The sequence below is a fragment of the Streptomyces albiflavescens genome, from assembly GCF_014645835.1.
GTDB lineage: Bacteria > Actinomycetota > Actinomycetes > Streptomycetales > Streptomycetaceae > Streptomyces > Streptomyces albiflavescens.
Map to the genome: position 1 here is coordinate 57935 of NZ_BMMM01000027.1, position 13154 is coordinate 71088.

General features: G+C 69.1%; 12 protein-coding genes. 3 read left to right on the top strand and 9 right to left on the bottom strand.

Annotated features, from left to right (window positions below; genetic code table 11):
- Positions 1 to 6: 6 nt before the first annotated feature.
- From IEY95_RS44440 to IEY95_RS44455, 4 genes are all read right to left on the bottom strand, one after another.
- Positions 7 to 1257, bottom strand: a complete 1251-nt coding sequence (locus IEY95_RS44440; RefSeq protein WP_189192053.1) for an aspartate aminotransferase family protein — start codon at positions 1255 to 1257, stop codon at positions 7 to 9.
- 29 nt (positions 1258 to 1286) lie between these two features.
- Positions 1287 to 2129, bottom strand: a complete 843-nt coding sequence (locus IEY95_RS44445) for a nitrilase-related carbon-nitrogen hydrolase (protein ID WP_189191993.1) — start codon at positions 2127 to 2129, stop codon at positions 1287 to 1289.
- 160 nt (positions 2130 to 2289) lie between these two features.
- Positions 2290 to 3897 (bottom strand): hypothetical protein, encoded by a 1608-nt coding sequence (locus tag IEY95_RS44450; RefSeq protein ID WP_189191994.1) that lies wholly within the window; start codon positions 3895 to 3897, stop codon positions 2290 to 2292.
- A 199-nt stretch (positions 3898 to 4096) separates the two neighbouring features.
- On the bottom strand, positions 4097 to 4351 hold the full coding sequence (locus IEY95_RS44455) for a helix-turn-helix domain-containing protein (protein WP_189191995.1): 255 nt from the start codon (positions 4349 to 4351) through the stop codon (positions 4097 to 4099).
- 32 nt (positions 4352 to 4383) lie between these two features.
- Between IEY95_RS44455 and map the strand changes: the two genes are divergently transcribed.
- Positions 4384 to 5151 (top strand): type I methionyl aminopeptidase, encoded by a 768-nt coding sequence (gene map / locus IEY95_RS44460; protein WP_189191996.1) that lies wholly within the window; start codon positions 4384 to 4386, stop codon positions 5149 to 5151.
- 96 nt (positions 5152 to 5247) lie between these two features.
- On the opposite strand, the gene ggt is transcribed toward map, so the two are convergent.
- Positions 5248 to 7047: a gamma-glutamyltransferase gene (gene ggt / locus IEY95_RS44465; protein ID WP_189191997.1), complete on the bottom strand. Its 1800-nt coding sequence runs from the start codon at positions 7045 to 7047 to the stop codon at positions 5248 to 5250.
- 104 nt (positions 7048 to 7151) lie between these two features.
- On the opposite strand from ggt, the gene IEY95_RS44470 reads away from it, so the two are divergent.
- Together IEY95_RS44470 and IEY95_RS44475 are read left to right on the top strand one after the other, a co-directional pair.
- Positions 7152 to 7913: a hypothetical protein gene (locus tag IEY95_RS44470; RefSeq protein ID WP_189191998.1), complete on the top strand. Its 762-nt coding sequence runs from the start codon at positions 7152 to 7154 to the stop codon at positions 7911 to 7913.
- 275 nt (positions 7914 to 8188) lie between these two features.
- Positions 8189 to 9763, top strand: a complete 1575-nt coding sequence (locus tag IEY95_RS44475) for a CocE/NonD family hydrolase (RefSeq protein WP_189191999.1) — start codon at positions 8189 to 8191, stop codon at positions 9761 to 9763.
- Between the two features lie 50 nt (positions 9764 to 9813).
- Here the strand turns inward: IEY95_RS44475 and IEY95_RS44480 are convergent, their stop codons facing one another.
- Genes IEY95_RS44480 through IEY95_RS44495 form a run of 4 tightly spaced genes read right to left on the bottom strand, consistent with a single transcriptional unit; the run spans position 9814 to position 13046 of the window.
- A complete protein-coding gene (locus IEY95_RS44480; RefSeq protein WP_189192000.1) occupies positions 9814 to 10704 on the bottom strand; it encodes an amino acid ABC transporter permease in 891 nt (296 codons plus the stop codon).
- Positions 10701 to 11345, bottom strand: a complete 645-nt coding sequence (locus IEY95_RS44485) for an amino acid ABC transporter permease (RefSeq protein ID WP_189192001.1) — start codon at positions 11343 to 11345, stop codon at positions 10701 to 10703. Before IEY95_RS44485 ends, IEY95_RS44480 begins: the two co-directional genes overlap by 4 nt.
- 16 nt (positions 11346 to 11361) lie before the next feature.
- On the bottom strand, positions 11362 to 12285 hold the full coding sequence (locus tag IEY95_RS44490; protein ID WP_189192002.1) for a glutamate ABC transporter substrate-binding protein: 924 nt from the start codon (positions 12283 to 12285) through the stop codon (positions 11362 to 11364).
- A gap of 17 nt (positions 12286 to 12302) precedes the next feature.
- Positions 12303 to 13046 (bottom strand): amino acid ABC transporter ATP-binding protein, encoded by a 744-nt coding sequence (locus tag IEY95_RS44495; RefSeq protein WP_189192003.1) that lies wholly within the window; start codon positions 13044 to 13046, stop codon positions 12303 to 12305.
- Positions 13047 to 13154: the final 108 nt, after the last annotated feature.

A 13154-nucleotide genomic window follows, 5' to 3' on the forward strand; every position in this document is an offset into this window, starting at 1 on the left:
GTTCTCTTACCGGGTACACCTCAGCGCGCGCTCGAGAATCGCCGCGCCCTCCTCCGCCTCCGCGACGGTGAGGGACAGCGGCGGTGCGATGCGCAGCACGCTGGTGTTGTGACCGCCGCCCTTGCCGATCAACAGGCCTTCTTCGCGGGCCGCCTCGAGCACGGCCGCGGCACCCTCCGGGTTCGCCTCGTCGGTGCCGGGCCTGACCAGCTCGACGCCGATCATCAAGCCGCGCCCGCGCACCTCGCGTACGCCGTCCAGTTGCGCGGCGATCGCCCGCAGCCGCTCGATGAGCAGACCGCCGACGCGCCGGGCGTTGCCCTGCAGGTCGTGTTCGAGGAGGTACGTGAGGTTCGCGAGCCCCGCCGCCATCGTGACCGGCGAGCCGCCGAAGGTGGAGATGGAGTTGGAGTCGAGACAGTTCATGATCTCGGCGCGGGCGACGACGCCGCCGATGGACATGCCGTTGCCGATGCCCTTGGCGAAGGTCAGCATGTCCGGCGGCCCCGACGCGGCATGCGCCTGCCAGCCCCAGAAGTGCTCGCCGGTTCGGCCCCAGCCGGTCTGCACCTCGTCGGCGATCCAGAGGATGCCGCGCTCGTCCAGGACCTCGCGGAAGGCCGCGTACAGGCCGTCGGGCGGCGCGGTGAAGCCGCCGACACCCTGGATCGGTTCGGCGATCAGGGCCGCCGGCGGGCGGATGTGGCCGAGCAGGTCCACCAGGTCGTCGACGCAGGCCGCGATGAACTCGGCGTCAGCGAGATCGGCGTACGGACCGCGCGTGCGGACGCCACCGTGGACGTACAGCGTCTGGAGCGGCGAGAGGGAGGTCGGCGACCAGGCTTTGTTGCCGGTGATGCCGACCGCGCTGAACGAGCGGCCGTGGTAGCTGTTGCGCATCGCCAGGATCTGGTTGCTCTGCCGGTAGGCGGTGGCGAGCAGCAGGGCCGTGTCGTTGGCCTCGGTGCCGGAGGTGGTGAAGAAGACGCGCGCGTCCGGGATGCCGGAGAGTTGGGCGATCCGCTCGGCGAGGTCGACCATCGGCCGGTCGAGGTAGAGCGTCGAGGTGTGGATGATCCGCCCGGCCTGCTCGCTGACGGCCTTCGTCACCTCGGGCAGCGCGTGCGCGGTCATCGTGGTAAGGATGCCGCCGAAGAAGTCGAGGTACCTGTTGCCCTCGGCGTCCCAGACGTGCCGGCCCTCGCCGTGGGTGATCTCGATCGGGTCCTCGTAGTAGAGGGCGAGCCAGTCGGGCATGACGGCCTTGTGACGTGCGTACAGGTCGCTCACGGCTGCACCAGCCCTTCGTACGCGTCGGGTCGTCGGTCGCGGTAGAACGCCCACTGCTGCCGGACTTCCTCGATCAGGTCGAAGTCGAGGTCGCGGACGACGAGTTCCTCGGCCTTGTCGCTCGCCGTCTCCCCCACGAACTGGCCGCGCGGGTCGACGAAGTACGACGTCCCGTAGAAGTCGTTGTCCCCGTACTCCTCCTCGCCCACACGGTTGATCGCCGCGATGAAGTACTCGTTGGCGACGGCCGCGGCGGGCTGTTCCAGCTGCCAGAGGTAGGCGGACAGGCCGCGGGAGGTGGCGGACGGGTTGTAGACGAGCTGGGCGCCGTTCAGACCGAGTTGCCGCCAGCCCTCCGGGAAGTGGCGGTCGTAGCAGATGTACACGCCGATCTTGCCTACGGCGGTGTCGAAGACGGGCCAGCCCAGGTTCCCCGGTTTGAAGTAGTACTTCTCCCAGAAGCCCTTCACCTGGGGGATGTGATGCTTGCGGTACTTGCCGAGGTACGTGCCGTCGGCGTCGATCACGGCCGCGGTGTTGAAGTAGAAGCCGGACTGCTCGACCTCGAAGACGGGCACCACGACGACCATGCCGGTCTCGCGGGCGAGTTCCCGCATCCGAGTGACGGTGGGCCCGTCGGGCACGTGCTCCGCCCAGCGGTAGTGCTCGGGCTCCTGGACCTGGCAGAAATAGGGAGCGTTGAAGACTTCCTGGAATCCGATGACCTTGGCGCCCTGCCGGGCCGCCTCGCGGGCGTGTTCCTCGTGTTTGGCGACCATGGATGCGGTATCGCCTGTCCAGGTGGCCTGGACCAGAGCGGCACGTACGACGTTGGCCATGAGCTGCTCCTTCGACGGGACGTCAGAGAGCCTCTACGCCCGTAGACAAAGGCTGTAGAGGCTCGAAAGTAAGCCCCTCGGAGAGCCTTGCCAAGACCATCGTCGTTAACCCGCTGAGTCGATCACGTTTCACACTCCTGTGGGTGAGCGACGGATCCGGTCACGCGGTGAAGCCGGCTACCCGCAGAGCGTGGACGAGGTCCCAGTGACGTTCGTCCGAGACGCCCTGGGCGGCCTCCAGGAGGAGCGGCACCAGCCGCTGCGGGTCCGCTTCCACGCTGCGGGCCGCCTCCTCCGGGGTGCGCATGCGGACGTACGCGTCGAGCAGTGCGTCGATCTCGCGCCGGCGGCCCTCCTCGGCGAGGCCCAGCACCGCGGTCCCGATCTCCGGCGCGGGCCGGACGACGCCCTGGCGCAGCATCTGCTGCCCGTCGGCCGTCCGGCCCGCCGCGACGAGCGCGTCCGCGGCGGCGACCAGCCGGTCGGCGGGGAGCGAGGCCGCCTCCCACAGCAGGGTGGCCCAGTCGGCGTCCAGGCCCGCGCGGTGCAGCTCCGCGGCGAGCAGGGGGAAACGGGCGGCGGGCCAGTACGCGGCCTCGACGAGGACGGCGTGCGCCTCGCCGCTCCGGCCCTCGCTCCGCAGCCGTATCAGCGTCTCGACGGTCTCGGCGGTGGCCCGCCGCGCCCCGTCGTCCAGCGGCTCCGTGCGCGGCTGCGCGGGCTCCTCGGCCGCTCCCGCGAAGCGGGCGCCTCGGGGAGTACGGCCGCTCCGCGCGGTCGGGGCCGGGGCGGGCGGCGCCACCTCGGGTACGGCCATGGGGGCCGCCTCCGGCTCCATCATTCCGGCGAAGCGTGCGCTGCCTCGGGGGCGACGCTTGGAGCGCTGCTTGGGGGTGGCGGGTGTCGGCTCCGGGGCCCGGGCCGGGGGCCGGTCGTGGTCGCCCTGTGCGTGGGGGGCGTACGCGTCGGGACGTGAGGCCGCCGGACGGTCCGGCGACGCCGTGTCCGCGAAGGCGGAGCCCGCGGCGCGCTGCTCCGGCACGGACGGGTCCGCGAGAGGGGAGCGCGGGCCGGTCTGCTCGGGAATGGTCGAGGGGTGGCGGGGCGATGACGGCCCGGGGGTGGGCCCTTCTCCAGGGCCCGGCCGGGCCGTCGGACGGCCTGCTGTATGCACCCCGTCCTCGGGCTGCCGTACCCGGAACACGTCCCCGGCGGGCCCGGCCGTGAAGTCAAGTGCGCCCTGCCCGTGGGTGTACTGCTGGCGGCGGTCGAGGTTCTCCATGCGGTGGCGGAGCTCGCTGCAGCGGGCCGTGGCGCGTTCGTGGTCGTCATGGGCCCAGGCGAGGTCGAGCCGGATCGACTCGGCCTCCTCCTGGGAGCGGGCCGAGTGGAGCAGCCGGCCCAGCTCGGCCTGGCGCTCGGCCGCGTAGCGCTGTTCCCGGTGCATCACGTCGAGGCGGTCGCTGAGGGCGTCGAAGCCTCCGGGCCGGCCGTCGTACGCGGCCAGCGAGGCGCCGTGCAGGGCGCGGGCCCGGTCGGCCTCCTGGTCGGCGGCCCGGTCGCCGTACTCCGCGGCGAGGTCCTGGAGCAGCGCCTCCACGACGTCCCAGGGCGGGACCTCCCAGCCGTCCAGACAGGCCCGCATGCCGTCGGGATCGCGCTGCCAGAACACCCCGCACCAGCCGCCGCCCCGATCGAGCCGTTCCATCAGCCCGGTCAGGTACCTTGCGAACTCCCGCACTTGACCCGGGAGTTGTTCTACAGCCATCACACGACTCCCCGCCCGAATGGAGTGTTCCGGTCTGGTAGAAAACACCAGCCGTGTTACGAGACGGCTACAAGGAGTTTTCGGGCCGGACGCAGAGATCTCCGGGTTGGATGAAACCGGTGTGCGGCCCTCCGGGGTCGCAGCTGTCAGGAGACCCTACTCGCCTCCCCCGCCCGGCGGTCGGCGATCGGACCGCGTCTCACGCCACGCGCGCCAACGCGCACCGCACCACGAGGTCGTCCATCGACAGGCCGAGCGCCCGCGCCAGCGCCGCCACCGTGAAGAAGGCGGGGGTGGGCGCCCGCCCGGTCTCGATCTTGCGCAGCGTCTCGGCCGAGATCCCGGCGACCGCCGCGATCTCCGCCATGCTGCGGTCACCGCGGGCGTCGCGCAGCAGTCGGCCGAGCCGCTCGCCGCGTTCCCGCTCTTCCGGGGTCAGGGGGGTGCGTACCATGCCACCATTCTAATACCGGTATAGTAATTGGCATGGTGGAACTGAAGACGGACACATCGATCGACGAGATGTACGCGGCGGGCCAGGTCGTGGGCAGGGCGCTCACGGCGGTACGGGAAGCAGCCGACGTCGGCGTCTCGCTGCTGGAGCTGGACGAAGTGGCGCACCAGGTCCTGCGGGACGCGGGCGCGCGCTCCCCCTTCCTCGGCTACCGCCCCTCCTTCGCGCCCACCCCCTTCCCGGCGGTCCTCTGCGCCTCCGTGAACAACGCGATCGTGCACGGCATCCCGAACGGCTACCGGCTGCGCGACGGGGACCTGGTCTCCATGGACTTCGGTGCCGAACTGGGCGGCTGGGTGGGCGACTCGGCGATCAGCTTCATCGTCGGGAGGCCGCGCGCCGCCGACGTACGCCTGATCGAGACCGCGGAGCGGGCCCTCGCGGCCGGCATCGAGGCCGCCGTCGTCGGCAACCGCATCGGCGACATCGCGCACGCCATCGGCACGGTGTGCCGCGCGGCCGGGTACGGCATCCCGGACGGCTTCGGCGGCCACGGCGTGGGCCGCCATATGCACGAGGACCCGTCCGTCCCGAACGAGGGCCGACCCGGCCGTGGCCTCCCCCTGCGTCACGGCATGGTCCTCGCCATCGAGCCCATGCTCATCGGCGGCGGCACCAACGGCTACCACGCGGCCCCCGACGGCTGGACCCTCCGTACGAACGACGGCTCGCGCGCGGCCCATGCGGAACACACCGTGGCCATCACCGAGGCGGGGCCCCGCATCCTGACGGCGCGCTGACCCCCTAGCCGTCCCCGGCATGCCCGACCAGCCCACCGACCATCGCGCGGGCAGTGTTCCGACCTCCCAGAACGCTGCCCGCACGGGCATGGGCCGCTACGACGCGGGCCGGACCACCATGGCCGAGCCACCGCCGCGCCGCACCTTCTCCGCGGCTGCCAGCCACGTGCCGTTCGGGAGGCGTTGGACGCCGGTCGCCGCGCCGATTTCCGGGTTCTGGCGGAAGGCGTGGCCGATGGACTCCAGCTGGGCCTTCAGAGGGCTGTTCCACAGGGCTGGTTCGAGTTCGGTGGTGGTCTGGTTGCGCTGGCTGGCGCGGGGGGCGGCTATCGCGTCCACCAGGGGCAGCCCTCGGTCCAGGAACTCCGTCAGCGTCTGCAGCACGGTCGTGACGATGGTCGCGCCGCCCGGCGAACCGAGCGCCACCACGGGCTGGTTGGCGCGGTCGAGCACGATCGTCGGCGAGATGGACGAGCGCGGCCGCTTGCCGGGTCCGGGCAGGTTCGGGTCGTGGACGTCCGGGCTCGCGGGCGTGAAGGAGAAGTCCGTCAGCTCGTTGTTGAGGATGAAGCCGCGGCCCGGCACGGTGATACCGCTGCCGCCGGTCTGCTCGATGGTCAGCGTGTACGCGACGACGTTGCCCCACTTGTCGGCCACCGTCAGATGCGTGGTGTTCTCGCCCTCGTACGTCGTCGGGGCGGCCGTTCCGGCGGTGGAGCAGGCCGCCGGGTTGCCCGGGTCACCCGGCGCCAGGGGGCTCGTCAGCACCGCGTCGTCCTTGATCAGGCATTCCCGCGAGTCCGCGTACTTCTGCGACAGAAGTCCCTTCGTCGGCACGTCCTCGAAGGCCGGGTCACCCACCCAGCGGCCCCGGTCCGCGAAAGCGATCCGGCTCGCCTCGATGGAGCGGTGCAGGTACTGCGCCTCGCTCGCCTTCGAGAGATCGCTCTTCTCAAGGATGTTGAGGGCCTCGCCGACCGTGGTGCCGCCCGAGGAGGAGGGCGCGATCGAGTAGACCTTGAGACCGCGGTACGTGGTCCGGGTCGGCGCCTGCCGCTTCGCCTCGTACTCCGCCAGGTCCTCCAGGGACAGCCTGCCCGGCCGTGCGTTGTAGCCCGAACCCGGATCCACCGGCGGCTTGTTCACGGTGTCGACGATCTCCTGGCCGAGGTCGCCGTCGTAGATCGCGTCGACGCCCTCCTTGCCCAGCTCCTCGTATGTACGCGCCAGATCGGGGTTCTTGAACGTGGAGCCGACGACCGGAAGCGTGCCGCCCGGCAGGAACAGCTCGGCGGTGTCCGGGAAGTTCCTGAAGCGGGCCTGATTGGACTCGGTCTGGGAGCGGAAGGTCGCGTCGACCGTGAATCCGTCGCGGGCGATGCGCTCGGCGGGCTTCAGCACGCTGCCCAGCCGTCTGCTGCCCCACTCGTCGAGAGCCGTCTGCCAGGTGGCGGGCGTGCCCGGTGTGCCCACGCCGAGTCCGCTGGTGACGGCGTCCGCGAAGGCGAGTGGCTTCCCGTTCTCCAGGAACAGCCCCGAGTCGGCCGTGAGCGGCGCCGTCTCGCGACCGTCGATCGTGTGCACCGTACGCGCCTTGGCGTCGTAGTAGACGAAGTAGCCGCCTCCGCCGATGCCGGACGAGTAGGGCTCGGTGACACCGAGGGCAGCCGCAGTGGCGACCGCCGCGTCCACGGCGTTGCCGCCCTTCTTCAGGACCTCGATCCCGGCCGCGGAAGCATCCGCGTCGACGCTCGCCACGGCGCCGCCGTAACCGACGGCTACCGGAACCTTGTCAACCGAAGCGTGGGGGGAAGAAGGCGGCGCAGCCGCGCCGACCGACACCACCGCGGCCGAAACCGCCAAGACCGCCAGATTCCGCGCAAGAGGGCGACGCATCCGTACCTCCAGTCAACAGCCGTCCGCGCAGCGTAACCGCACTGCCATGCCCGCGTCAGGACCCCCTCGAACACGGGTCCGCAAGCCCGCTAATATGCGCGCCCATGAACGACGACGTGCGCAATCTCGTCCTCGGCTTGGTCGCCGCCGGCATCAGTGCCGCGCTCGGCTGGCTCGCCCGTACGTATGTATGGAGGCGCAAGCTCCGCCGCAAGCAGGCGTTCTTCGGGCTGCCGGACAACTCCGAGTCGCTGCTGGTGGTGAACCGCGACGCGGGCAGCGCCGACCTGGCGGTGCACCGCTATGACGTGTTCGCGCTGCTGGAGCTGTCCGCACTGATCAAGGACTGCAACGCGCACGCCGAGATGGTCACCCAGGACGCGGCGCGGCAGGGCTTCGGGGAGCGCACGGAGTTCTGCGTCGGCGGTCCCGGATCGAATCGCCGGATGGCCGCCCACATGCAGGCCATGATGCCGGGCGTGCGCGTGAACACCGACCCGGAGCCCGGCCCGGATCGTCTCGCCTTCCAGATAGGCACCGAGCGCTACCGCATGGACGCCGGTGTGAGTGAGTACGTGCTGCTCGCCCGCCTGACCGCCGGCCAACCGGGCCTGACCAGACCGGTCTTCCTCTTCTGCGGCCAGCGCGCGATCACCAACCAGGCGGCGACCCGCTATCTCGCCCGCAATCACGAACGCCTCGCGCGCAAGCACGGCGACAAGTCCTTCATCCTGCTCCTGAAGGTCGTGAACTCCCAGGCGTACGGCCCCGACGTCGTCGAAGTCGTCGCGGACGTCACCCGGACCGCCCAGACTCCGCTGCCCACGCCCGCGTCCCCGCGCAATTCACACCGGGCGACCTCTTAAGGGTCCACGCGCATGCGATCCGAGGTGAAGCCGAAGACACCGGACGCCGACGTGCAGGGAACGAGCAATTCAACTTGCGCGGGGAATGAGCGGTTCAACTTGCGCGGGGAATGAGCACTTCAGCGGGTCGCGCCACACTGAAAGCCACCTCATTACTCACGAAATAAACACCTCAACAATCGTTACCCGCACGTAACTTACTGACGGGTTACTTCCGGTAAGCGACCAAGGTTACCGTCGGGTCACTTTGCGCTGACACGAGTGAGGAGTGACCCGTGGGACACGGTCGCAACGCCCTGCGTACGTCCGCCGTCGGAGCCGTCTCCGCGACGCTGATCGCCACCGCCGGCCTCGGTATGGCCCCCGCCGCCCAGGCCTCCACCGGCACGACGGGCCTTCGCTTCGTCGACATCTCCGGAGACGGCGGCACCGTCCTCAAGGCCAACGTCGTCACCCCCGCGGGCGCCGACGGCGCCCGCGACTACCCGCTCATCGTGCTGCCGACGAGCTGGGGCCTGCCGCAGGCCGAGTACCTCGTACAGGCCCAGAAGCTCGCGAACACCGGCTACGTGGTGGTCAGTTACAACGTCCGGGGCTTCTGGCAATCCGGCGGGGAGATAGAAGTGGCAGGCCCCCCGGACGTGGCAGACGCGTCCCGGGTGATCGACTGGGCGCTGGCGAACACCCCCTCCGACGCACAGAAGGTCGGCATGGCTGGGATGTCGTACGGCGCCGGCATCAGCCTGCTCGCCGCCGCGCACGACAAGCGGATCAAGGCGGTTGCCGCCCTCAGCGGCTGGGCCGACCTCATCGACTCGATCTACTCGGGCCGCACCCAGCACGCCCAGGCGGCCGCCCTGCTGGACGGCGCCGGAACGATCACCGGTCACCCCAGCGCCGAACTCCAGCAGATCTTCAAGGACTTCTTCGCCTCGGACCTCTCCAAGGAACAAGAGATCATCGCCTGGGGGAAGAAACGTTCCCCCGAGACCTACATCGATCAGCTCAACGCCAATGGGGCGGCGATCATGCTGGCCAACGGCTGGGGCGACACGATCTTCCCTCCGAACCAATACGTGAAGTTCTACGAGGAGTTGACCGGACCGAAGAGGCTGGAGTACCGGCCCGGCGACCACGCCACAGCTGAGCTGACCGGACTGTTCGGACTCCCCAACGACGTGTGGACGGACACCGGCCGCTGGTTCGACCACTACCTCAAGGGCGAGGACAACGGCATCGATCGCGAGCAGCCGGTCCAGCTCAAGTCCCGTTCCGCGGGCGGCTACGAGGGCTACCCGGACTGGAAGTCCGTCGGCCCGACCACGAAGAAGATTTCCCTGGCCGGCACCAAGACCATCCACACGAACGTCGACTCGGGCGCGGACGGCGGGGTCATCTTCCTGTCCAGCATCCTCGACCAGCTCGCCCAGCTGCCCCCGATGGCGTCGATCCCGCTGCTGCCGCGCTACTGGGCGGCCGTGTGGCAGTCGGAGAAGTACACGAGCGCCCAACAGGTGCGCGGCACCGTCACACTGCACACCACGGTCACCGGGACCAAGGAGAGCGGCACCCTCGTCGCCTACCTCTACGACGTGGGCCCGCTCGGCCTCGGCAAGCTGGTCAGCAACGCGCCGTACACCTTCCACGGGCAGACGCCCGGAAAGCCGTTCGGCCTCGACCTGGAGCTCTACTCCACGGCCTACGACGTCCCGGCAGGGCATCGGCTCGCCCTGGTCGTCGACACGGTCGACCCGCTCTACATCGAGCACAACCCGTCCGGCGCGCAGCTGACCTTCTCCTCGCCGGAACACGACCCCTCATATGTGTCGGTGCCCCTGCGCGAGCAGTGATCTCCGGCTGCCGCCGTCCGGGTCTGGCCCTGTGAGCTGCTGCTTTCCCCCTACGGTCGCGGGGCTGTGGGGGGAACCCCACCGCGCAGCAGCGTCCCTGGTTCGGCCGGTGCCACCTCCACGGCCTCGGTCTTGGGACTGCGCCGCTCCCACCGGGACACCCACTGGGCGAACCAGGAGAGCAGCATGCACATCCCGATGTAGATCGGTGAGATCACCATCACCACGGGGATGAACGGCAAATCGTAGTCGAGGTTCGAGGCGATGAGCTTCCCGGCATGGAGGAACTCCTCATAGGTGATCAGATAGCCGAGTGAGGTGTCCTTCAGTGCCACCACGAGCTGGCTGATGATGGTGGGCAGCATGGACCGTACGGCCTGCGGCGCGAGGACGTACGTCATCACCTGGGTCTTGCGCAGCCCGAGCGCGAACGCGGCCTCCCGCTGGCCGCGTTCGACGGAGTTGACGCCCGAGCGGAAGACCTCGGCGAGCACCGAGCCGTTGTAGAGGGTCAGCCCCGCGACCAGCGCGGGCAGCGGCTGCACTTTCAGCGCCACGAAGATGAAGAAGATCATCACCAGCACGGGCATGGCGCGGAAGAACTCGACGACCATCGCGGAGATCCAGCGCACCGGACGGTGGTCGGAGAGCCGTCCCGTGGCGAGCACGGTGCCCAGCGTCAGCGAGAGCACCGCGGCCATCGCGAAGGCTTTGAGCGTGTTGCCCAGCCCCCGCAGCAGCAGCTCCTGGATGCCCTTGTACTCGAAGGGCATCCACTTCGTGTACGTGAACTGCTCGGTGTCGAACAGGAGATACAGGACCCAGCCGATCAGGGCGAGGATCAGAACGGTGGACACGACCCCGTACATCCGGTGCCGCCGACGTGTGTGGGGACCGGGGATGTCGTAAAGGGCGGTGGACTCGACGGGGTTGGCGGTCATCGGGGTACTCCCCAGCGCTTTTCGAGGACGTTGAAGATCGCGCTGATGGTGAGGGTGATGATCAGGTATCCGACGGCGATCCAGAAGAAGGTCCAGACGATGTTGTAGCCGAGCTCGCTGAGTGTCTTGTAGGTGCCGAGCAGCTCGGTGACGCTGAACGCCCCCGCGATCGCGGAGTTCTTGGCGAGCGCGATGAGTGTGGAACCGACCGGCGGGATCACCGAACGGAACGCCTGCGGCAGGACGACCATGGACAGTGTCTGGTGGAACGTCATGCCGAGGCTGCGGGCGGCCTCGCCCTGTCCCTTGGGCACGGTGTTGATGCCGGAGCGCAGCGCCTCGCAGATGAAGGCCGAGGTGTAGCAGCCGAGCGCCAGGATCGCGAACACCTTGAAGGGCAGCACGAGTCCGAAGCGCGGCAGGCCGAGCAGCACCGCGAAGAAGAGCAGGGTGAGCGGGGTGTTGCGCAGCACGGTCACCCACACCGTGCCGAAGACCCGCAGGGAGCTGACCGGGGCGACCCGGAACGAGGCCATGACGAAGCCGAGTGCGAGGGCCAGCGCGGAGGCGTAGACGGTGAGTTCGACCGTGCCGAGGAATCCTTCGGCGAAGATGGAGAAGTTGTCTGTCAGTACGTTCATGCGGCCGCTCGTCCCTTCAGCTCGCCGGGTAGCGGTCGATCGGGGGCGGGGTGGGCGCGGGCACGCCGGAGAGGCCGAGCGTCGCCTCGTACGCCTTCTTCCAGTCGCCGTTCTTCTCGCGGGCCTCCAATGCGTCGTCGAGCGCGAACCGCAGCGCGTTGTCGCCGCGCGGTACACCAATGCCGTACGGCTCCTCGGAGAAGGGCTTGCCGACGACCTTGAGTTCGTCGGGCACCTTCGCCGCGTAGCCGATCAGGATCGCGTCGTCGGTGGTGACGGCGTCGACCTGGTAGGTCAGCAGGTTGTCGACGCACACCGAGTACGTGTCGTACGCGACGAGCGTCGCTCTCGGATAGTCGGTCTTGATGCGCTGGTACGGGGTCGAACCGGCCGCCGAGCAGACGCGTTTGCCGGCGAGGTCCTGGGGGCCGTGGATGTCGTTCTCGTCCTTGCGCACCAGCAGGGACTGACCCGCCATGTAGTAGGGGCCCGCGAAGCCGACCAGCTTCTTGCGCAGGTCGTTGATGGTGTAGGTGCCGACGTAGTAGTCGATCTGGCCGTTCTGCAGGGCGGTTTCACGGTTGGCGGAGGCGATCGTCCTGAAGCGGATCGTCTTCGGGGCGAAGCCGAGGGAGGCCGACATCATCTTGGCGATCTCGATGTCGAAGCCGGAGTAGGTGCCGGTCGCCGGGTCCTTCTCGCCCAGGTAGGGCTGGTCCTCCTTGGCGCCGACGGTGAAGTACCCGCGCTTCTTGGCCCGCTTCCAGGTGGGCGACTGCGGGAGCTGAAATCCGTGGTCCACTTGATAGGTGGGCAGTTTGTCGGCGGCGGGGCCCTTGACGGGCGGGCTGCCCTCCTTGCCACAGGCGGTGACGGCGGCCGTGGCGATCAGCGCCGTGAACGCCGCGAGGGCACGGCAGACACGTGTCGTACGGATCATGCGGTGCGCTCCCCCGGTCAGTGCTTGAGGATCTTGGAGAGGAAGTCCTTGGCGCGGTCACTGCGCGGGTTGGTGAAGAACTCCTCGGGGGTGCGGTCCTCGACGATGCGGCCGTCCGACATGAAGACCACGCGATTGGCGGCGGAGCGCGCGAAGCCCATCTCGTGGGTGACGACGACCATGGTCATGCCGTCGCGCGCGAGTTGCTGCATGACCTCCAGGACCTCATTGATCATCTCGGGGTCGAGGGCCGAGGTCGGCTCGTCGAAGAGCAGCGCCTTGGGGTTCATGGCGAGGGCGCGGGCGATGGCCACGCGCTGCTGCTGGCCGCCGGAGAGCTGCGCCGGGTATTTCGGGGCCTGTGAGGCTAGGCCCACGCGGTCGAGCAGTTCGCGGGAGCGCTTGTCGGCCTCCTCCTTCTTGCGGCCGCGGACCTTGATCTGGGCCAGTGAGACGTTCTGCAGGACCGTCTTGTGCGCGAAGAGGTTGAAGGACTGGAAGACCATGCCGACCTCGGCGCGGAGCTTGGCGAGGGCCTTGCCCTCGGCCGGGAGCGGCTGACCGTCGAGCTTGATCGTCCCCGACTCGATGGTCTCCAGACGGTTGATCGTTCTGCACAGTGTCGACTTGCCCGACCCCGACGGGCCGATGATCACGACCACCTCCCCCTTGCCGACGGTGAGGTTGATGTCCTGCAGGACATGCAGCGCCCCGAAGTACTTGTTCACGTCATGCAGCTCGATCAGAGGATCGACGGCCATGCCCAGCTCTACCCACTCTCAGCTGTGTCGCAGTCGCCGCAAACTATCCAGACAAGAACGGACCTATTACGCGACACGCACTTTCGGGCATTAGCCGTATTTAACACG

What these genes read in the sequence shown, in the direction of transcription:
- IEY95_RS44485 (WP_189192001.1), bottom strand. Translation starts at nt 11,345, where the DNA reads ATGAACGTACTGACAGACAACTTCTCCATCTTCGCCGAAGGATTCCTC.
- IEY95_RS44445 (WP_189191993.1), bottom strand. Translation starts at nt 2,129, where the DNA reads ATGGCCAACGTCGTACGTGCCGCTCTGGTCCAGGCCACCTGGACAGGC.
- ggt (WP_189191997.1), bottom strand. Translation starts at nt 7,047, where the DNA reads ATGCGTCGCCCTCTTGCGCGGAATCTGGCGGTCTTGGCGGTTTCGGCC.
- IEY95_RS44470 (WP_189191998.1), top strand. Translation starts at nt 7,152, where the DNA reads ATGAACGACGACGTGCGCAATCTCGTCCTCGGCTTGGTCGCCGCCGGC.
- IEY95_RS44450 (WP_189191994.1), bottom strand. Translation starts at nt 3,897, where the DNA reads ATGGCTGTAGAACAACTCCCGGGTCAAGTGCGGGAGTTCGCAAGGTAC.
- IEY95_RS44495 (WP_189192003.1), bottom strand. Translation starts at nt 13,046, where the DNA reads ATGGCCGTCGATCCTCTGATCGAGCTGCATGACGTGAACAAGTACTTC.
- IEY95_RS44455 (WP_189191995.1), bottom strand. Translation starts at nt 4,351, where the DNA reads ATGGTACGCACCCCCCTGACCCCGGAAGAGCGGGAACGCGGCGAGCGG.
- IEY95_RS44490 (WP_189192002.1), bottom strand. Translation starts at nt 12,285, where the DNA reads ATGATCCGTACGACACGTGTCTGCCGTGCCCTCGCGGCGTTCACGGCG.
- IEY95_RS44480 (WP_189192000.1), bottom strand. Translation starts at nt 10,704, where the DNA reads ATGACCGCCAACCCCGTCGAGTCCACCGCCCTTTACGACATCCCCGGT.
- map (WP_189191996.1), top strand. Translation starts at nt 4,384, where the DNA reads ATGGTGGAACTGAAGACGGACACATCGATCGACGAGATGTACGCGGCG.
- IEY95_RS44440 (WP_189192053.1), bottom strand. Translation starts at nt 1,257, where the DNA reads ATGCCCGACTGGCTCGCCCTCTACTACGAGGACCCGATCGAGATCACC.